At 68.5% G+C, this 18423-nt stretch carries 18 protein-coding genes; 8 read left to right on the top strand and 10 right to left on the bottom strand.

The genetic code is table 11. The annotated features are described in order from the left end of the window. Position 1 precedes the first annotated feature (1 nt). From BKN51_RS21575 to pdxR, 3 genes are all read right to left on the bottom strand, one after another. Positions 2–1030 (bottom strand): polyprenyl synthetase family protein, encoded by a 1029-nt coding sequence (locus tag BKN51_RS21575; protein ID WP_233223657.1) that lies wholly within the window; start codon positions 1028–1030, stop codon positions 2–4. Positions 1031–1114: 84 nt separating this feature from the next. Next, complete coding sequence (locus tag BKN51_RS21570) at positions 1115–1558, bottom strand: single-stranded DNA-binding protein (protein WP_101609343.1); 444 nt, start codon at positions 1556–1558, stop codon at positions 1115–1117. Between the two features lie 156 nt (positions 1559–1714). After that, positions 1715–3142 carry a MocR-like pyridoxine biosynthesis transcription factor PdxR gene (pdxR, locus tag BKN51_RS21565; RefSeq protein WP_101609342.1) on the bottom strand — a complete coding sequence of 476 codons (1428 nt, stop codon included), beginning with the start codon at positions 3140–3142 and terminating at the stop codon, positions 1715–1717. A gap of 80 nt (positions 3143–3222) precedes the next feature. Between pdxR and BKN51_RS21560 the strand changes: the two genes are divergently transcribed. Further along, positions 3223–4518, top strand: a complete 1296-nt coding sequence (locus BKN51_RS21560; RefSeq protein ID WP_101609341.1) for an MFS transporter — start codon at positions 3223–3225, stop codon at positions 4516–4518. A 327-nt stretch (positions 4519–4845) separates the two neighbouring features. Here BKN51_RS21560 and BKN51_RS21555 read toward each other — a convergent pair whose 3' ends face one another. Next, entirely contained in the window at positions 4846–5238 is a 393-nt protein-coding gene (locus BKN51_RS21555) for an NUDIX hydrolase (RefSeq protein ID WP_101609340.1), read from the bottom strand. Between the two features lie 78 nt (positions 5239–5316). On the opposite strand from BKN51_RS21555, the gene BKN51_RS21550 reads away from it, so the two are divergent. Beyond that, positions 5317–6474, top strand: a complete 1158-nt coding sequence (locus BKN51_RS21550; protein ID WP_101609339.1) for an epoxide hydrolase family protein — start codon at positions 5317–5319, stop codon at positions 6472–6474. Here the strand turns inward: BKN51_RS21550 and BKN51_RS21545 are convergent. Continuing rightward, positions 6467–7513 (bottom strand): winged helix DNA-binding domain-containing protein, encoded by a 1047-nt coding sequence (locus BKN51_RS21545; protein WP_101609338.1) that lies wholly within the window; start codon positions 7511–7513, stop codon positions 6467–6469. The two genes, BKN51_RS21550 and BKN51_RS21545, sit on opposite strands and share 8 nt — an antisense overlap. Further along, complete coding sequence (locus BKN51_RS21540) at positions 7510–8496, bottom strand: cation diffusion facilitator family transporter (protein WP_174720437.1); 987 nt, start codon at positions 8494–8496, stop codon at positions 7510–7512. The genes BKN51_RS21545 and BKN51_RS21540 overlap by 4 nt, the downstream gene beginning before the upstream one ends. Positions 8497–8571: 75 nt before the next feature. Between BKN51_RS21540 and BKN51_RS21535 the strand changes: the two genes are divergently transcribed. The 5 genes from BKN51_RS21535 to BKN51_RS21515 all read left to right on the top strand — a co-directional run bounded on the left by BKN51_RS21535 (position 8572) and on the right by BKN51_RS21515 (position 11815). Continuing rightward, a complete protein-coding gene (locus BKN51_RS21535) occupies positions 8572–8943 on the top strand; it encodes an ArsR/SmtB family transcription factor (protein WP_007030039.1) in 372 nt (123 codons plus the stop codon). 19 nt (positions 8944–8962) lie between these two features. Continuing rightward, a complete protein-coding gene (locus BKN51_RS21530) occupies positions 8963–9334 on the top strand; it encodes a DUF6153 family protein (RefSeq protein ID WP_101609337.1) in 372 nt (123 codons plus the stop codon). Between the two features lie 48 nt (positions 9335–9382). Further along, positions 9383–9958 (top strand): DUF305 domain-containing protein, encoded by a 576-nt coding sequence (locus BKN51_RS21525; RefSeq protein WP_101609336.1) that lies wholly within the window; start codon positions 9383–9385, stop codon positions 9956–9958. A 61-nt stretch (positions 9959–10019) separates the two neighbouring features. Further along, positions 10020–10496, top strand: coding sequence for a methyltransferase domain-containing protein (locus tag BKN51_RS21520; RefSeq protein WP_233223649.1), 477 nt, complete (start codon positions 10020–10022; stop codon positions 10494–10496). 128 nt (positions 10497–10624) lie between these two features. Continuing rightward, on the top strand, positions 10625–11815 hold the full coding sequence (locus BKN51_RS21515; RefSeq protein WP_101613367.1) for an HNH endonuclease signature motif containing protein: 1191 nt from the start codon (positions 10625–10627) through the stop codon (positions 11813–11815). Positions 11816–12124: 309 nt separating this feature from the next. Here the strand turns inward: BKN51_RS21515 and BKN51_RS21510 are convergent, their stop codons facing one another. From BKN51_RS21510 to BKN51_RS21505, 3 genes are all read right to left on the bottom strand, one after another. After that, a complete protein-coding gene (locus tag BKN51_RS21510; protein ID WP_101609335.1) occupies positions 12125–13198 on the bottom strand; it encodes a SagB/ThcOx family dehydrogenase in 1074 nt (357 codons plus the stop codon). 53 nt (positions 13199–13251) lie between these two features. Next, on the bottom strand, positions 13252–13374 hold the full coding sequence (locus tag BKN51_RS44715) for a hypothetical protein (RefSeq protein WP_255414900.1): 123 nt from the start codon (positions 13372–13374) through the stop codon (positions 13252–13254). 81 nt (positions 13375–13455) lie between these two features. Further along, positions 13456–16386, bottom strand: a complete 2931-nt coding sequence (locus BKN51_RS21505; protein WP_101609334.1) for an AfsR/SARP family transcriptional regulator — start codon at positions 16384–16386, stop codon at positions 13456–13458. Positions 16387–16892: 506 nt separating this feature from the next. Between BKN51_RS21505 and ku the strand changes: the two genes are divergently transcribed. Next, entirely contained in the window at positions 16893–17792 is a 900-nt protein-coding gene (gene ku, locus BKN51_RS21500) for a non-homologous end joining protein Ku (RefSeq protein ID WP_101609333.1), read from the top strand. Here ku and BKN51_RS21495 read toward each other — a convergent pair. Continuing rightward, positions 17779–18417 (bottom strand): B3/B4 domain-containing protein, encoded by a 639-nt coding sequence (locus tag BKN51_RS21495; RefSeq protein WP_101609332.1) that lies wholly within the window; start codon positions 18415–18417, stop codon positions 17779–17781. The genes ku and BKN51_RS21495 overlap by 14 nt on opposite strands. Positions 18418–18423 lie beyond the last annotated feature (6 nt).

Raw genomic sequence — 18423 nt, 5'->3', positions numbered from 1 at the left:
CCTATTCGCCGCGGTCGACCACGAACGCCGAAAGACCGATCAGCAGCGCTCGGGCCGGGCGGTCGGGGAGGCTGAGCGCGAGGTCCCGTGCTTTGGCGGCGTAACCGTGAGCTTCCGCCAGGGCGCGATCGACACCGGCGGAGCCGCGCAGGAGCCCGAGCGCCTCGTCCCGGAGCGCGGGGTCGGGAACCGGCCCGTGCCCGATGATCTCCCGCAAACGCGCGGCGCCGGGACCCTCGTCGTCGAGCGCGTGGAGCATCGGCAGGGTGACGATGCCCTCGCGGAGGTCGGTGCCCGCCGACTTGCCGAGGTCGGTGGTGGACGCGGAGATGTCGAGGACGTCGTCGGAGATCTGGAACGCGACGCCGATCAGTTCGCCGTACTGGCCCAACGTTTCGATGATCCGCTCGTCGGCGCCCGCCACCTGGCCGCCGAGCCGTCCCGCCATCGCGATCAGCGACGCGGACTTGTCGGCCATCACCTGGATGTGGTGTTCGTAGGGCGCGTGACTGCCGCAGTCCTCGAACGGCCCGGTCGTTTCGAGGAACTGGCCCCGGACGAGCCTGCCGAACGTCTTCGCCTGCGACCGCAACGCGTAATCGCCGAGCCCGGCACCGACCCGCGCCGCGCAAGCGAGCACGTAGTCTCCGATCAAGACGGCCTTCTTGTTGCCCCACAAGGAATTCGCACTCGTCACCCCATGCCGCATCGGCGCCTCGTCCATGACGTCGTCGTGGTAGAGCGTCGCGACGTGGACGAGCTCGACGAGCACCGCCGCCGAGATCGCCTCGTCCCGCCCGTCGCCGAACGACGCTCCGGCCAGCGCCATCAACGGCCGGAGCCGCTTCCCGCCCGCGCGGACGAGATGGGTGGCCGCTTCGGTGAGATACGGATAACCGGGGCTGCGCAACACCTCCTGAAGTCTGTCTTCGACCAGGGACAGGCCGGAGCGGAGCTCGGCGGAGAAGGCCGAGTGCCGCTCGTCGGCCGGATCCAGCCCGAGTTCCGTGATGATCGTGGTCGTGTTCACGACCTCCAGCATCCGAGCCGAGGGCACGGGACCGCATGGCGCGGGCGGGGGAGACCGGTCCCTCCCGAGAGGGAAATCGCCGGTTCAGAAGGGCGGTTCCGGACTCCCGGCGGCCACCGGCGTCCGCTCCCACGCGCCGTCCGCCGGGGTGCCGCCCGAACTGCGGCCCGCCTTGTTCACCTTCGCCGTGGCATAGCGCAGCGACGGGCCGATCTCGTCGACGTCGAGTTCCACCACCGTCCGTTTCTCGCCTTCCTTCGTTTCGAAGGATCGCTGTTTCAACCGGCCCTGCACGATCACCCTGGTGCCGCGGGTGAGTGACTCGGTCAGGTTCTCCGCGGCTTGTTTCCAGAGTGAGCAGCGCAGGAACAGCGGGTCGCCGTCGCGCCATTCCCCGCTCTCGCGGTCCAGCACGCGCGGCGTCGACGCGACCGTGAAGTTCGCGACCGCCGCTCCCGACGGGGTGAACCTCAGTTCCGGGTCGGTCGTCAGGTTTCCGACCACCGTGAGCACCGTCTCTCCGGCCATGGGACTTGCCTCCTCGCTTCCGCGCGCGGGCCCCGGCCGGGGCCCGCTGTCGCCTGGGAAGAGGAGACCACCGGGGTACGACAGTTTCGGGCGTCCCGTGGCGATCGGATGTCATGAAAGGGGCTTTCAAGACGAAAGCTGTCTTGAAAGCCCCTTTCATGACATCCCGTCGGCCGGAAAGCACTCCCCGAGCCGGGAAAGCCCTTCGTCGATCCGATCGGAGCCGACCAGTCCGTAGCCGAGGACCAACCCGCCGCGCGTTCCCCCGTACGTGGAAAGGCTTTCGACGGCCACCCCGGCTCGCGCCGCTTCCGCGACGACACCGTCCACAGTGACCGTCGCATGTGGAGAGAGGAGAGCGCACAGGTGAAGCCCGGCGCTCGAAGGAACGATCTCCAGCTCGTCCCGCAGTTCGTCGCGGACGAAGGCCAGGATCCGGTCCCGCCGCGCCGAGTACTCCCGGGTGGCCTTGCGTACGTGACGGGAGAGCAGGCCCTCGTCGATGAAACTCGCCAACGCCGACTGGGTGACGAGGTCACCGTGCCAGTCCATCAGCTGCTTCGCCTGCCGCAACGCCGGCCGCAGCGAAGCGGGAGCGACGAGGAAACCTAGACGCAGCAAGGGAAGCAAGGTCTTCGAGAACGACCCGACGTAGAGCACCCTGCCGTCGCGGTCCAGGCTTTGGAGCGGCTCGAGCGGCCGGTCCGAGAACCGGTACTCGCTGTCGTAGTCGTCCTCGACGATCACCGCGTCGTGGCGCTCCGCCCACGCCAGCAACGCCGTCCTCCTGGAGAGTGACATCGGCGTGCCGAGCGGGAACTGGTGCGAGGGCGTCGTGTAGATCAGCCGGATGCCCGGCGCGAGGGCGGTGACGTCGAGGCCTTCGGCGTCCACCGGCACCTTCACGACCCGGGCGCCGAGGGCGGCGAAAAGCCGTTCCGCAGGCGGATAGCCGGGGTCTTCGACGGCGACCCGCGTGCCGGGTTCGATCAGGACCCGGCCGATCAGGTCGAGGGCCTGTTGCGCCCCTTGGGTGACGAGGACGTCCTCCCCGCTCGCCCGCACCGACCGGGCGGCGCCGATGTGCCGGGCGATCGCCACCCGCAGGCCTTCGAGCCCGGCCGGGTCGGCGTAGCCCGACGGCGGCAGCAACGAGGGCCGAAGCGCCTGGCTGACCAGCCGCCGCCAGGTGCTCAGCGGGAACAGGGCCGGGTCGGGGACGCCGACGCGGAAGTCGAAGGCGGGCGTGGAGCGGTCGGCGCCGAGCGGGGCCGGAAGCGAACGCCAGTGCGCGGACGGCAGCACTCCGGCGCCCGACGGCGCGGCGCGATCCGCCCGGCCCACGGGATCGGCGCTGACGAACGTCCCGCGTCCGACATGGCTGCTCAGGAAGCCCTCCGCGGTGAGGCGTTCGTAGGCGACCGCGACGGTGTTGCGCGAGACGTCGAGTTCGCGGGCCAGCTCCCTGGTCGGCGGCAGGCGTTCTCCAGAGCGCAGGCGCCCGTCGAGGATGCCGTCGCGGAGCTGGCGGTAGATCCGCGCGGCCAGGTCGGTATGACCGTCGAGACTGATGTGGAACGGCACGCTCCGAGCCTATATTGGCCCAATCAGAATGCCGGTTATTGGAACTGGGATGTGGCCAATCCGGCGCTTAGCTTGGCTCCATGGAGTCCACGAAGAGACTGGCGCTGGCCCAGCTGATCAGCTCCGTCGGCGACGGCGCCTACTACGTCAGCTCGGCCCTGTACTTCACCCTGATCGTCGGGCTTTCGCCCGCGCACGTGGGCCTCGGCCTCACCGTCGGCTGGGCGGTCGGCTCGGTGGCCGGGGTCGCGCTGGGGCAGCTGGCCGACCGTCGCGGCCCGAAGGGAACGGCCGTCGTGCTGGGACTCGGCACGGCCGCGTCGGTCACGGCCTTCCTTTTCGTCAACTCGGTGGTCGCGTTCGTGATCGCGGCCTGCGTCTACGCCTGCTTCCAATGCGGTCTCGGCGCGGCGAGGCAGGCGCTGCTCGCCGGCCTGATCGACCCGGCCGGGCGCACGACGTTCCGCGCCCGGCTGCAGGCGATGTCCAACGCGGGGATCGCGCTCGGCGCGGCACTCGGCGGAATCGCGCTGGCGCTCGGGACGCGAGAGGCCTTCCTGACCGTCTTCGTCATCGACGCGCTGAGTTTCGTCACCGCGGCTCTCGTGCTCCGCAAGCTGCCATCGGTGGCCCCGGCGCCGGTGCGGACCGGCGAGCCGTCCGTGGCCGTTCTCCGCGACCGCCCGTACGCGCTGCTGGCGCTGCTCAACATGATCATGTTGCTCTACATGCCGCTGTTCAGCCTGGTCCTGCCGCTGTGGATCTCGACGAGGACCGCGGCCCCCGGCTGGCTGGTGTCGGCGATGCTGGTGCTCAACACGGCGAGCGTCGTGGTCTTCCAGGTGCGGGTGGCGCGGGGCGTGACCGGCCTGCGCAGTGCCTCCCGGTACGCCCGGTACGCGGGTTCGCTGCTGTTCGTCTCCTGTCTGGTCTTCTCGTTCTCCGCGATGAGCGCCTCCGCCTGGACGGCGGCGCTGGTCCTGCTCGCGGGTGCCGCGTTGCAGGTGGTGGGGGAAATGGCTCAGGCGGCGGGCTCGTGGGAGATCGGCTTCGGCCTGGCGCCCGAGGGCAGACAGGGCCAGTACCAAGGGCTCTTCGGTGCCGGGACGGCCATCGCCCGCATGCTCGGCCCGGTGCTGCTCACCAGCCTGATCCTGGTGGGCGGCGAGGCGGGCTGGGTGGTGCTGGGCGGCCTGTTCCTGCTGGTGGGCGCGCTCACCGCGCCAGCGGTCCGCTGGGCGGAGCGGAGCTCACAGCGGTTTGATCCGGAGAACGGCGGCGCCGTCACCGATGCCCAGCAGGTCGATCGCGAGGTCGTTGTAGGTGACGCCGCTGCCCGGCCCGAGCGCGGCCTTGAAGTCGGGGCCCTTGGCTGAGGCTTCACACTTCTTGCCGGTGCAGCTTCCGCCTTGCCTTGGCCCGATACCGCGGGCGACCAGCACGACGGTGTCGCCTTCGACTGATTGAACGGTCACCGATTCGACCCTCGTCCGCTCGGGAAGCGTCATCTTGCCGCCCACCGGCGCGCTGACCTCGCACATCCCGTCGGAGCAGGCGGCGAGATCACCGCCGTCGGCGGGTTTCGGCGGCTCGGGTGAGTCCGGACCGCAGCCCGCCACGAGAAGGAGGGCGGCGAGGGGCACTACAAGGCGTCGAAGCATGCCGGGCAGGGTAGGGAGGCCCACCCGGGACGGGTCCCGGCCTCAGTCCTCGATCGCCCGGCGGAAGTGCTCGGCGAGGTCGAGCCCGGCGGCTTCTTCCCTGGTGTACCAAGTGAAGGCGTCGTGTTCCTCGGGATCGAGCACGACTTCGCGCGGTTCCTCTTCGGCGAGCGAGAACACCGTGGCGTGGATCCGCATCGGCCTGCCCTCGACGTCGTCCCAGCTGTGAGCACCGTTCTCGCCGGTGACCCGCACGGTCAGCCCGGTCTCCTCGGCGAACTCCCGGACCACGGTCTCCGCCTGCCGCTCGCCCGGCTCGACGGTGCCGCCCGGCAGTTCCCAATGACCGCCGAGGAAAGAGCCGGGCCGTCGCCGGATGAACAGGATCTTCCCGTCGCGGATGAGCCTGCCGTAGGCCAAGTACTTGTCCTTCACCCGCGCATCTTCCCGTATCCGTGAACCCTTTTCGATCGAGGACAGAAACTGTCCGCAATGCTCTTTAGCGTAGGAGTCATGGAAAACACCGAGATCCGCCCCTTCCTCCTCGACGTCCCCCAGGAGCAGCTGGACGAACTGCGCGCGAAGCTCGACAGCGCGCGCTGGCCGGCTCCGCTCCCCGGCGACGGCTGGGACACAGGGGTGCCGGTGTCCTGGTTGCGCGGACTCGCCGAGTACTGGCGCGACGGCTACGACTGGCGCGCCGCCGAACGCGAGATCAACCGGTTCCCGCAGTTCACGACGGAGATCGACGGGCAGAACATCCACTTCCTGCACGTCCGCTCGCCCGAAGCCGGCGCGACACCGCTGATCCTCACGCACGGCTGGCCGGGTTCGGTGGTGGAATTCCTCGACGTCATCGGCCCGCTCACCGACCCGAAGGCGCACGGTGGCGAGAGCGGGGACGCGTTCCACCTCGTGATCCCGTCGCTGCCCGGCTTCGGTTTCTCGGGCCCCGTCTCGGATTCCGGCTGGACCATGCCGCGGATCGGCCGGGCCTGGGCCGAGCTGATGCGCAGGCTCGGCTACGAACGCTACGGCGTCCAGGGTGGCGACCTCGGCGCTTCCGTCTCGCCGGAGGTGGGCCGGGTGGCGCCGGACAAGGTGATCGGAGTGCACGTCAACGGCGGACTCAGCCCGATGCCCCCGATGTCGTTGCCGGAGGAGGAACTCGCCTCGCTCACCGACATCGAACGCGATCGGATCACGCGGATCGAGGCCTTCATGCAGGAGGAGTTCGGGTACATCTCGATCCAGTCGACGCGGCCGCAGACCCTGGGTTACGGGCTGATCGACTCCCCGGTCGCGCAGCTGGCCTGGATCATGGACAAGTTCCGCGAGTGGACGCATCCGCGCCCGACGCTGCCGGAGGAGATCATCGGCAGGGACCGGTTGCTGACCAACGTCATGTTCACCTGGCTCACCGGCACGGCCGCGTCGTCCGCGTACGTCGGGTACGCGCAGGCGGAAACCTGGGGAGCCGTCGAGAAGAACTCCGGGGTGCCGACGGCGGTGCTGATCTTCGCGCACGACGTCGGGATCCGGCGGTACTCGGAGGACGCGCACACGATCGTGCGGTGGACCGACGTCGATCGCGGCGGGCATTTCGCGGCGCTGGAGGAGCCCGAGATCCTGGTCGCGGACGTGCGGGAGTTCTTCCGGTCGCTCAAATGACGAGGACGGCCGCTTCCCCGAGGAAGCGGCCGTAATCGTCCACTTCGGACTCAAGTCCGGTGACGGCGGACCGCGAAAGCGCGGCGAAGGGTTCGATGACGACCTTCGTCTGCTTCGCGGTCCGTTCGGCGTGCCAGGTTCCGGCGATCCGGCCGTCGACGAGCACGGTGGGCGCGATCATCCCGCCACCGGAGTTGACGCGCTTCGCTTCGGCCGGGTCGAGAAGCAGATCGCGGTCGCGGTAGCCCAGCAGATACGTGTCGAAGGCGCCGAGCAGGCGCGGGGGACACGGGGGAGCGGTCAGCTCGGTCTCCGCGAGGGCGAAGCCACTGCCGGCGGGCACGAGATCCAGCGCGTCGAAAGCCTCGCGGCAGAGCCCGAGCGGGAACCCGGACCAGGCGCCGAAGTCCTCGGCCGTCGCGATGCCGTACGCGGTCAGGTACCGGCGGGCGAGTTCCGCCCGCGGGTCGTCCGGGGTGTCGTCCTCGGTGATCCACTCGTCGAGGAGCACGTACGTCGGTTCCGATCCGACGTCCTGGCCCCGGCAGAGCAACCCGCGGTTGGCCGCGTACGCCAGGAGGTGGGCGGGCGCCTGGGATTTCGCGTCGAGCGTGATGCCGTCGGACGCCAGGCCGTCCAGGATCTCCCGGCGGGTGAGTGCCTTGCCTCGCAAGAGATCCTGGAGGTGTTTCAGCGCGCGTTCGCAGAGTTCTCCGGTGAGGCCCAGTTGCGTTCGGCGTCCCTGGCCGGACTGGGCGTTGCGCGGGCCGAACAGCCGGTTCAGCCAGCGGAGATCCGCCGCCGGGACCAGGTGGAGCGTCTTGCGCATCAGCCAGGTGCGCGCCACTTCGCGGGACGCGTCGACGTCCGGCGCGATCAGGCCCCGGCTGCGGACCCGGACCGCGAGCCTGGCGGCGGGACTCGACTGCGCCTGGATCGCGGCGAGGGACCTGGCCACGGCGAGCAGGTCGCCGGCGGGGGAATCGAGCCGTTGCGCGCGGGCGCGGACGGCGCGGATGTCGTTGTCGGACAGCGTCACCCGCTGACGATCTCATGAGCGTGCGCCGGTTCCGTGTGCACGACCGCTTCCGCGAGCCGCGGCAGCACCTGGCGCAGTCGTCGCTCGACGAGATGGGCGAGGTGATGCGCCTCGGTGACGGTCAGTTCCGCCCCGACCGAAATCGCCAGCTCCGCGCGCAGGCTGTGGCCGATCCAGCGCATCCGCAGGTCGCGCGTGCCGAGTACGCCGGGTACCTCGGCGGCCGCGCGTTCGGCGCGATCGACGTCGGCGGGGTCGACGGCGTCCATCAGGCGGCGGAAGACCTCCTTGGCGGCGTCACGCAGGACGAACAGGATCGCGACCGTGATGGCGAGGCCGATGATCGGGTCGGCCAGCGGGAACCCGAAGCCGACCCCGACGGCGCCGAGCACGACCGCGAGCGAGGTGAAGCCGTCCGTCCGCGCGTGCAGCCCGTCGGCGACCAGCGCGGCGGACCCGATCTCTCGGCCGACGGTGATCCGGTACCTGGCCACCAGTTCGTTGCCCGCGAAGCCGATTACCCCCGCCGCGGCGACCACCCACAGATGCCGGACCGGGCGAGGATCGAGCAGCCGCTCGATCGACTCGTACCCGGCGAGGACGGCCGAGGCGGCGATGAGCAGGACGACGAGCACTCCGGCGAGGTCTTCGGCCCGCCCGAGCCCGTAGGTGTAGCGGCGGGTGGCCGCGCGGCGGCCGAGCAGGAAGGCGATGCCGAGCGGGACCGCGGTCAGCGCGTCGGCGAAGTTGTGGATCGTGTCGCCGAGTAACGCCACCGAACCGGTGACCAGCACGAGCGCGAGCTGGGCGACGGCGGTGACGAACAGGGCGGCGAACGACCAGATCAGCGTCCGGACACCACGTTTGCTGGTCTCCAGCGCGGTGTCGACGCGGTCGGCGCTGTCGTGGCTGTGCGGGGTCAGCAGATGGCGGAGACGGCTCTTCCCCGGCTTGTGGCCATGACTGTGTCCGTGCCCGGTCATTTCCCGCCTCACTGTCATGCTATCTGCGCAGTCATGCAGATACGCAGGTAGAAGGGTAACGGGTATCCTCCGGGGATGCACGAGTCGGTTCCGGATTTCGAGATGCCCACCGAGGAACAGGTCCACCTGGCCGCGGAGACGTTCCGGCTGCTCGCCGATCCGACTCGGATCAAGGTCCTCTGGGCGCTTCTGCAAGGTGAGTCCTCGGTCGCCTGCCTCGCGGAACTGGCGGGCGCGGCGCCGACGGCGGTCAGCCAGCATCTCGCGAAACTGCGGCTCGCCGGGCTGGTCAAGGGGCGTCGCGAGGGGACGTTCGTCTACTACTCGGCGGCCAACGACCACGTCCGCGGCCTGCTCGCGCAGGCGTTGTTCCACGCCGACCACATCGACCGCGACATCCCCGCGCTGCATTCGGCGGGGAAACCCCACCGGCCGGCGGCGCGCTGAATCCGGCTACGGTGGGGTCGTGACCCAGTCCTCGTACCCGGCCGCCCTGCGGTGGCTGTTGTTGTGCGTGGTGGCGCTGGGACTGGTCGGCATGCATCACGTCATCGCCGAGACCGGTCACGGCGCGGGGCACTCCGCCGTCGCGATGGCGGATCCCTGTTGCGAGGACACGCCTTCGCACGACGACGGTGGACACAGTGGACTGCACCTGTGTCTCGCGGTGCTCGCCGCGGCCGCGCTGCTGATCGTCACCTGGCTGCTCGTCCGAAGTGGACGGACCATGGCGACGTGGAGTTCGCGGCCGGGTGGCGGTGCGGCGCCGGGGCGTGATCCTCCGCGCTGGAGACCGGTTCCTCAGCGATTGTCCTTCCTCTGCGTGCTGCGGGTGTGACAGGCGGGCACGTCTCGCCCTGCCCGACACTTACTCGAGGAAGAAACCATGACCAGCAGGAAACTGGTCGGGGCGGCGCTCGCCGCCCTGGCCTCCTTTGTCGTGCTCACCGGATGCGCCAGTTCCGACACCGCCTCCAGCGGGCACGCCATGTCCACGATGAATGTGCCGAACCCGCAGCAAGCGGGGCACAACGAGGCCGACGTCACCTTCGCGCAAGGGATGATCCCGCACCACGAACAGGCGCTCTCGATGGCGAAACTCGTCGACGGACGTACTCGCAACGCGAAGATCGTCGATCTCGCCGCGAGGATCCAAAAGGCGCAGGACCCGGAGATCCAGCAGTTGACCGGATTGCTGAAAGGCTGGGGAGTGACGCCGTCGGGCGGGCACTCCGGGCACGGCATGATGGCCGACGACGATCTGGCGGAACTCGGCAAAGCCAAAGATGCCGCCTTCGACAAGCAATGGCTGGAGATGATGGTCAAGCATCACGAGGGTGCGCTCGCGATGGCGAAGACCGCGCTGCGGCAGGGCGGCGACGCCGAGGTCAAAGCCTTGGCGCAGAAGGTGATCGACGGTCAGCAGGCCGAGATCACCGAGATGCGGGCACTGCTCGGCTGAGTAAGACGGTGGCGCGGGTCAGCCGGCCCGCGCCACCGCCGCCCGGAAGTGCGCGCACCGGGTGAAATCCTTGTTCCGCGCGGGCTTGCGGAGGCCGACGGATTCCGTCGTCGGTGTCGACCTTTCTCCCGAGATGGCCGACGAGGCCCGACGGCGGTCTCCTGAGGCGGACTTTCGGGTCGGAGACGCTTACGCGCTGCCCGTGGACGGCGGGGTTCGCGGGGTACCGGGCGGACAAGGTTTCCACGAACTGGCGGAGCCGGAGCTCGCTCTCGCGGAGGCGCGGCGGGTTCTGGTTCCGGGTGGCCGGATCGTGCTGTCCGGGCACGAATGGGAGGCGCTGGTGATCGATTCTGTGCATCCGGCACTGACACGGGAGATCGTGCGTGCCCGCGCTTCGGCGATCACCGCGCCCCGGGCGGCGCGCGGGTTTCGGAGGTTGCTCGCAGGGAGCGGGGTTCGCGAGGTTTCGGTGGAAGGGGTCGTCGGATTCCTTGACAGGGAGGCATATTGGTTGGAGGGAGCAGTTTTCGGGTGAGGCTTCTGTTGCGGTGACGCAGTTCTTGTCTTGGGGTGGTTCGAGGATTTGTTGCTTGGTGCTTCCGGTTTCCGGAAACTGTCGGTGGCTGGTTGTAGGTTCGTCGGGTGGCTACTACTGAAGCCTTTATGGCTCCCTTGAAGGAATTTCCTGATCCTCGCACGTTGGGTGACGAGGAGTGTGTCGCTCTGGCGCAGGCTGTGTCGGCTGATATCGCGCGGTTGGAGGCGGTGCGGTTTCGGGCGATCGCGCAGTTGTCTCGGCATCGGGATGGTGCGCGGAGTGTGGTGCAGGAGGTCGCTTTCGCGTTGTCTGTTGTGGACGGTCATGCGGGTGCGATGGTCGCCGCCGCCAAAGCCTTGACGACCCGTCTGCCCCGGACCTTGGGGCTGATGGATCAGGGGAAGCTGAGTGGGTCCGGGGCGATGAAGGTCGCGGCGGCGACGGCGTGGTTGTCGGATGAGGATGCGTTGGCTGCTGATGCGTTGTTGGAGGATCGGCTGCCGGGGAAGAATTCTGATCAGATTCGGAAGGCTGCGGGTCATGCGGCGTTGTCGGTCGATCGTGACGGTGCTGCTCGGCGGGTGGAGCGGCATCGTGAAGGGCGCCGTCTCACCGTGAGGCAGGGTGAGACGGGGGTGGCGTCGATCGAGGTCGAGGACGGCCCGGTCGAGAAGGTCACCGCCGCCTATATGCGGGTCGACCGCAAGGCCCGGGCGTTGAAGACCGGAGGCGAGACCCGCACTCTGGACCAGTTGCGGGCGGATGTGGCGCTCGATCTGCTGTTGGGTGGTCAGGGCGGGAAGAGTGAACGGGCGGAAGTGTTCCTCTATATGGATTTGTTCACGTATCTGGGGGTGAAGGATGGTCCGGCGGAGCTGGCTGGGCATGGTCACCTCCCGGCCAGGTTGGCGCGGGAGATCGCGACCGGGGCGGACACGGTGCTGCGCAGGATCATCACCGACCCACTGTCCGGGCAAGTACTCGACCTCGGCCGCGACCGATACCGTCCCACTGCGGGCCTCGACGAGTTTGTCCGGGTTCGCGACCGTGAGTGCCGAAGACCTGGTTGTCACCGGCCGGCGCAGGCCTGCGATCTCGATCATGCGGTGCCGTGGGAATTCGGGGGCCATACCGATGCTGATGAGCTGATCGATCTGTGCCGTCGTGATCATCGGTTGAAGGATGAGCCTGAGTGGGTCTATCGGCTCGCGGCTGACGGCACCCTGACCATCACCACGCCTACCGGGCAGTCCTACGACAGCACGCCGCCGCCATTGCATGAACCCCGCCCGGCTGACGAACCACCGCCGTTCTGAGCCGTCGCCGCAAACGGCCACGGCCTGATCGTGGGTTCGGGCTTCTCCATGGGGCCGCCTGGTGGCGACTGGCGTGTGAGCCCGCCGCTGTTCCGAGCCGTTGCCGCTGAGCGGCGATGCCTTGCCCTAGTGGAGCCTTCATCCGAAGCTCCGCAGTGGCGACTGGCGTCGCTGCAACCCGACCCCGCACCCGGGCTTCCCGGCACTCATTACCGCAAACGGCTACGGCCTGGTTGTGGGTTCGGGCTTCCCCGCGGAGGTCGCGTAGTGGTGACTGCCGTTCGCGGCGCGCAACTGACAGAGCAGGCCTCACAAGCGGGTGCCGACCACCGACATGCCGAGCACCAGTTCGTTCGCCGGGTCGCAGCCGAGGAGGTCCTCGACCAGTTCGTCGCGCAGTGCCGCGGTGAACGTGACGTTCAGCCCGAGTGCGGTCGCCAGCAGGTACACGGTCTGGCTGAGATGTCCGACGTCCATCAGCAGCACTCGATAAGTCCGGCTCACCGGGTACTTCCACTGGTTCCGTTCGATGACGCTGGTGTAGATCAGCAGCGCGCCGGCGTTCCCGGTCCAGTGCTGGTCGCCGGCGAGCGCGACGAGTTCGTCGTCGTCGATTTTGCCGTCCAGTGGGGTGAGCCCGTGCCGGAATCCGTCGTAGTGGTAGATCCCCTGATCCAGGCCCTCGACGTTCCTCGCGTAGACGTACACCTCTGTCGGATGCCTCGCGCCGCCCGACGGGCTCGTCTTGAAGACGTTGCCGGTGGCCGGGATGTCGGGATGCGTTTCCGGCCTTGTCGGGCGGGCGGCGGTAAGGAGCGTGCTCAAATCCCGTAGCCGCAAGGGTTCTTCGCCGAACTCGCGGGTGCTTCTGCGCTGGTTCAGCGCGTCGCCGAGCCCGATCGCGTTCAGCGGTTCCGACGACGGCTCGGGTAGCGCTATCGCTTCGTACTCGCCCGATGGCCTCACCGGAGAAGGCGGAGGGCTCGCCTTCGCCTTCTCCAGCAAGGTTTTCGCGGTCATTTCGCTGGTCGTGAACTCGGTCTCACGCAAGGATCGGGTGCCGAAGTGAAACGCCCGCGCGGACGTTCCCCAAGGACCCCAATCCCGAAGGATCTCTTCTTCCCGCTGTTGCCGGGAAGAACCTTTGACCACCAGCACGTCGTACCGGATCATCGCTCGCGCGATTCGGACGAGTCTTTCCCCGGTCTCGGGGTTTTCGCCCGCTTCGCGGATCGATTCCGGTTCTCGCCAAGAACTGAACCATCGCAGGACGCGTTCGGTTCCTTCGGCGAGTTTGAGCTGGCGGTGCCCCAGGTGGTCGTCCCAGACGACGTCACCATCGGACCAATAGAGCGTTCCGCAGGTGGAAACCCTTACCAGCATCGAATGTCTTGCGCCCCAGTCCCCAGTAATACTTTCCGAATACGTCAGGTCATTCAGCGTCGCGAACGGAAAGGAGGCCCGCCGTTCGGCGGCGGCTCGAACCCGCCCCAGGTGCTCTGTGCCTTGTACTCGGCTTCAAGCTCGTACAAGAACTCGTCTTCGTCCTCATCGTGCATGCGCCCAATCCTCTCCGTGAGCGGTTACTCCGGTCAAGCGAATATGCCTACGCCAACAGAGTACCGGAGAGGGGCGACAAATTACGCCGAGTAATCGGCCAGGTGCTGTTTGAGTTCGTGTACCTCGGGGGACTCCGAAACGCCGAGATCGGTGTACAGCCGCAAAGCGAACCGGCGATGACGTTCCGCATTCAGATGCTTACCGAGAATGTCGAAAGCGGTCGCCATCTCCTTGTGGGCGATGGGGAGCATGCTGCGATTCCCGGTCGATTCGAGCACTTCCACCGCGGTGGTGAACTGGCCGACCGCGAGTGCGGCGTCGCCGAGTTCGCGCGAATTGATCCCGAGCGCCAGAAAGCATTCCGCCTCGAGATCGGGCGATTCGTTCTCGTGGGCCAGTCTCAGTGCCTGGTCGAGTTCCGCGGCGGCTTCCGGATATCGCCTGTTCTCGGTGTGGATCAGCCCGATGCGATGCCGGGCGCGGGCTTCGATGAGCACGCTGCCGTGGGCATGGGCGGTCTCGCGTACCCAGCCGAGATGTTCGATCGCCTCGTCCGACTCGCCCTTGAGCCAGTGGGTGACGCCCGAATTGCCCCTCGCCCGGCACTGCATCCTGACGTCGCCGGTGGTCGAGGCCAGTTCGAACACCTCGTTGAACAGCCGGTTCGCTTCGGTGAACTCGTTGAGCCGCCACAGGGTCAGCGCGTACATGTGCAGGGCCTGGTACTCGAGGACCACGTTCCCGGTCACCCGCGCGGCGGACAGGGCGAGGGTCTCCAGTTCCCTGGCCTGGCGGTAATAGCCGCGGTTGTCGAAGTAGCGCCACACCGCCGAGCAGAAGGGCACGAGGTCCGAGTAGTGCTGGTGGTTGTTCATCGCGACGGCCACCGGCAGGACGTTCTGCCACTGGGCGTCCATCCAGTGCGCGGCCTGGTCGTAGTCCGCGAAGGACTGTCCGAACTCGCTCTTCGGGACTTCGAGGCCGCCCGGCTCCTCTTCGGAATCCGGGTCGATGAAGTCCATCGCGGCCGCGACGGTGCTGCGGTAGTAGTCGAACAGCCGCCGCATCATCGCTTCACGCTGGTGTTCGGGCTCCTCCGCGAGCAGGAGTTCCCGGCCGTAGCTGCGGAGGAGGTCGTGCATCTCGTACCGGTCCATCGACGGCTGCCGCAGCAGGTTCACGTCGACGAGGCGTTCGGCGAGGCGGCGGGCCTCGCCGAGGTCCACTTCCGCCAAGGCCGCCGTCGAATGGAGGTCGAACGCGGCGCCGGGATGATGGCTCAACCGCCGGAACACCCGGCGTTCGGCTTCGGACAAGTTCAGATAGGACACTCGGAACGCGCCCGCGACGTCGCGTTCCCCGGCGGTGAGCTCGCCGAACCTGTTCCGTTCGTCGCGCAGCTGCCGGGCGACGAAGTCGAGCGTCCAGGACGTCCGGGCCCGCAGCCGGCTCGCCGTCACGGCCAGCGCGAGCGGGAGATCACCGCACAGGCTCGCGACCCTGTCGGCCGCGTCGGGGGATTCCCGCTTCAGCCGGGACGGCCCGACGATCCGGCCGAGCAGGTCCACCGCGTCCGCCCGGCTGAACGGTTCCAGGGAGAGCAGTTCGGCGCCGTCGAGGTCCGCGAGCCGGGTCCGGCTGGTGATCAGCACGCAGCAGCTCGCCGAACCGGGCAACAGCGGGCCGACCTGAGTGGCCCCGATGGCGTTGTCCAGCACCAGGAGCACGCGTTTGCCCGCGAGGCAGCTGCGGAACAACGCCGCGCGCTGCCCGGTCCCGGCGGGGATGTCCGAACCCTGGATGCCGAGCGACCGCAGCAGCGCCTCCAGCGCGGTCGCCGGGTCGACAGGATCACCCGCCGGCGAGAAGCCTTCGAGGTTCACGAAGAGCTGCCCGTCGGGGAACAGCGGTGCGAGCCGGTGCGCGGCGTGGACGGCCAGCGCGGTCTTGCCGACACCTGGCATGCCGTCGATCGCGATCAGCCTCGGCCCCGCCGAGGATTCGTCCTGGCCGATTTCGAGGACCGTCCGCAGTTCGGCCGCGCGTCCGCCGAACGCGGGCAGGTCGGCGGGAAGCTGTGCGGGGCGGGGGAACAGCGCCTTCTGCGCGTCCGCGTCCTCGCGCCGCCCGCCGGTGTCCATTCCGGCCCGGAGCCCGCCGACGCCGTACCGGACGAGCGCGCCGTCCTGCACCAGTTCGGCGTCGGTGCGCAGGATCTGCTGGTGGAGCGTGCTCAGCTCGGCGCTCGGGTCGACGCCCAGTTCCTCGGCGAGCGCGGTCCTGGTCCGGTCGAACGCGCGGAGCGCGTCGGCGCCGCGGCCTGCCCGGTAGAGCGCCAGCATGGTGAGGACCTGGAGGGTCTCGCGCGTGGGATGCCAGGCGGCGAGATCGAAAGCTTCGCGGGCCGCCGCTTCGGTCTCGCCGAGCCGGAGCCTGGCGCCGATCAGGAGTTCACAGGCGGCGAGGCGTTCTTCGTCGAGCCGTCGAGCCGTCTGCTCGATGGCATCGCCCTCGAGACCGTCGAAGGCCGGGCCCCGCCAGAGCGCGAGCGCTTCCGCGAGTTTGGCCGCGGCCTGGGAGAGCAGCCCGGCGGCCAAGAGTTCGGCGCCCTGGCGATAGTCCGCTTCGAACCGGGCCGAGTCGAGCGAGGCGCTGCTGATCACGACACGGTAGGCGGAGCCGGTGGTGACCACGGCGGACCGCGCCACGCCGAGATCGTGCCGCAGCCGCGCGATCGCGTTGCTGACCTGGCGGACCGCGGTCTTCGGCGGCCTTTCCGGCCACATCGTGCCGATCAGGTACGACACCGGGACCAGCCTGCCCGCGTTGATCAGCAGGGAGGCGAGGAGGCGCTGTTCACGGCGTCCGCCCAGCCGGACGGGGACGCCGTCGACCTCGGCTTCGAGCGGGCCGAGTACGGAGAAACCGAGCTGGGATCGCTGGCCGGGGTGTCTCGGATCGCCGGCCGTCTCGGGCGATCCCGCCGATTCAGATAAACGATCGGCGGTCATATGCGACTATGTCGTCCGAGACCGTGAGCGTGCTCACGCACTACCTCCCAGTCCGTTCGCCAGGTGTCCGGCACCCTAACCCACTCCAGCCGGATCAGCGCGGGTTCGCCTTGCTGCATTCGGCCTAACAGGCGGGCGGGTTCCTGCTTCGAAACCGGTCCGATTCTACGCCCGGCAGCCCCTGAACTGCGCGGATACCAGGCAGTGGCGAGCCGATGTAATTCCGATGCAGGGCCTTGGAAAGCTGAAGACATCAGCTGGCGGGATCGGCGCGACGGGGCAGCGCGCCGAACCGTGTAGGGGCTCCGCGGCGGTTGGCCTTCGAACTGGGGGTGGCCAACCGCCCTGGTAGCCCCCTTTTTCTTTCCCCGGTAGCTCCCGGCAAAGCGCGGCACTGGAACGAACGGTCCGCCCGGTGCGAGCCGATGGTGTCGCGTTCAGCCTCTGACCAGGTGTGATCGGCCGTGGTTCCGGGTACCAGCGGGGTGGAGGAGAGGAGTGCGCCCATGCGCCCGGTCTGGAGTGGTTCGCTTTCGCTCGGTCTGGTGACGGTCCCGGTCCGGCTGTACAGCGCGGTCGAGGACCACACGGTGCACTTCCGCCAGTTCCAGCGCGGCACCGAGGACCGCATCCGGTACCGCCGGGTGAACGAGCGCACCGGCAAGGAAGTCGACTACGACGACATCGTCAAGGGTTACGAGCTCGACAGCGGCGAGTACGTGGTCGTCGAATCCGACGAACTCGACGAGATCGCCCCAGGCCGGTCGAAGTCGCTCGACATCGAGAGCTTCGTCGAGCTGGACGCCATCGACCCGATGTTCTTCGACAAGACGTACTGGCTCGCGCCCGCGAAAGAGGAGTTCGAACGTCCGTACGCGCTGCTGCTCGAAGCGATGCGCTCGTCGGGCAGGGCCGGGATCGCGAAGTTCGTCATGCGCGGCCGCGAGTACCTGGCGCTCGTCCGGTCGGGTGCGGGCGTCATGGTGCTCAACACCCTGCACTTCGCCGCAGACCTGCGGGATCCCGCCGAACAGCTGCCGGACCTGCCCGCCAAGGCCAAGGCGCGCGGCAAGGAACTCGACATGGCCGTCAACCTGATCGACGCGATGAGCGACGACTGGCGGCCCGAGGAGTACCGCGACACCTACACCGATCGCGTGCGGAAGCTGATCAAGGCCAAGAAGAAGGGCAAGACCATCACGCCCGCCACCGAACCGGGTGAGCCGACGAAGGTCGTCGACCTGTTCGAGGCGCTTTCGAAGAGCGTGGAGAGCGGGAAGGCCAAGAAGAAGGACCTGTCCTCGTTGTCGAAGGCGGACCTGGACAAGCTGGCGCGGGAGCGCGACATCAAGGGACGCTCGAAGATGACGCGCGCCAAGCTGGAAAAGGCGCTCAAGGCTTCGTGAACCCCGCGAGTTCGCCCGCGATCGCCTCGATCAGCAGCCGGACGTCCTCGGCGGCCGTCGCGTGCAGCCCCTCCGAAACGATCAGCACGTCGGACGTCGTGGCGGAGACCGCGGAGTGCCCGCTCTGCCGGTTCGTCCACCGCCGTGCGTGGGCCTGACCGTCTTCGTCGGCGAAGATCACCTCGCCCGGGTTCGGATGCTCGACAGTGCCCGCGAAGGTCACGTATTTCTCGTCGCCCCGTGCGTGGCGGACTTCGAGCGAACCGCTGATCTTCGCGACGTCGAGTACCGCTACCGGGATGGCGTAGGCGACCGAAACCGCGTTGCAGAGGTCGATCACCGGGTGGATCCGGGGGAGCGCGCCCTCTTTCCGCAGCCGGCGCAGCAGGGATTCCGACGCGCAGCGGTACTGCGTCGGCTTCAGGCCCATCTTGGCGAACGCCCGGCGCCAGGCCTGGATCTCGGGGAACTCCGATTCCGGGCCGTCCGCGAGCCGTCGCGTCGCCCGCGCGATGAACTTCTCGAGGTCGACGGGTAGTTCCGGGGTGATACCGGTGGCCAGGAGCGTGCCGACGGCGAGGCCGGGGTGCTCGGCGCGGACGTCGGGATGATGCTGGAGTCGCATACGAGA

The organism is Amycolatopsis sp. BJA-103 (genome assembly GCF_002849735.1).
In the GTDB taxonomy this organism is placed as follows: Bacteria; Actinomycetota; Actinomycetes; order Mycobacteriales; family Pseudonocardiaceae; genus Amycolatopsis.
This window is presented reverse-complemented; position numbering and strand designations above follow the sequence as displayed.

Bases quoted from the DNA above. Each gene is read 5' to 3' on its own strand.
- BKN51_RS21560 (WP_101609341.1), top strand. From the start codon at position 3,223: ATGGAGTCCACGAAGAGACTGGCGCTGGCCCAGCTGATCAGCTCCGTC.
- BKN51_RS21495 (WP_101609332.1), bottom strand. From the start codon at position 18,417: ATGCGACTCCAGCATCATCCCGACGTCCGCGCCGAGCACCCCGGCCTC.
- BKN51_RS21525 (WP_101609336.1), top strand. From the start codon at position 9,383: ATGACCAGCAGGAAACTGGTCGGGGCGGCGCTCGCCGCCCTGGCCTCC.
- BKN51_RS21550 (WP_101609339.1), top strand. From the start codon at position 5,317: ATGGAAAACACCGAGATCCGCCCCTTCCTCCTCGACGTCCCCCAGGAG.
- BKN51_RS21505 (WP_101609334.1), bottom strand. From the start codon at position 16,386: ATGACCGCCGATCGTTTATCTGAATCGGCGGGATCGCCCGAGACGGCC.
- BKN51_RS21535 (WP_007030039.1), top strand. From the start codon at position 8,572: ATGCACGAGTCGGTTCCGGATTTCGAGATGCCCACCGAGGAACAGGTC.
- ku (WP_101609333.1), top strand. From the start codon at position 16,893: ATGCGCCCGGTCTGGAGTGGTTCGCTTTCGCTCGGTCTGGTGACGGTC.
- BKN51_RS21570 (WP_101609343.1), bottom strand. From the start codon at position 1,558: ATGGCCGGAGAGACGGTGCTCACGGTGGTCGGAAACCTGACGACCGAC.
- BKN51_RS21510 (WP_101609335.1), bottom strand. From the start codon at position 13,198: ATGCTGGTAAGGGTTTCCACCTGCGGAACGCTCTATTGGTCCGATGGT.
- BKN51_RS21540 (WP_174720437.1), bottom strand. From the start codon at position 8,496: ATGACCGGGCACGGACACAGTCATGGCCACAAGCCGGGGAAGAGCCGT.
- BKN51_RS21515 (WP_101613367.1), top strand. From the start codon at position 10,625: ATGGCTCCCTTGAAGGAATTTCCTGATCCTCGCACGTTGGGTGACGAG.
- BKN51_RS44715 (WP_255414900.1), bottom strand. From the start codon at position 13,374: ATGCACGATGAGGACGAAGACGAGTTCTTGTACGAGCTTGAAGCCGAG.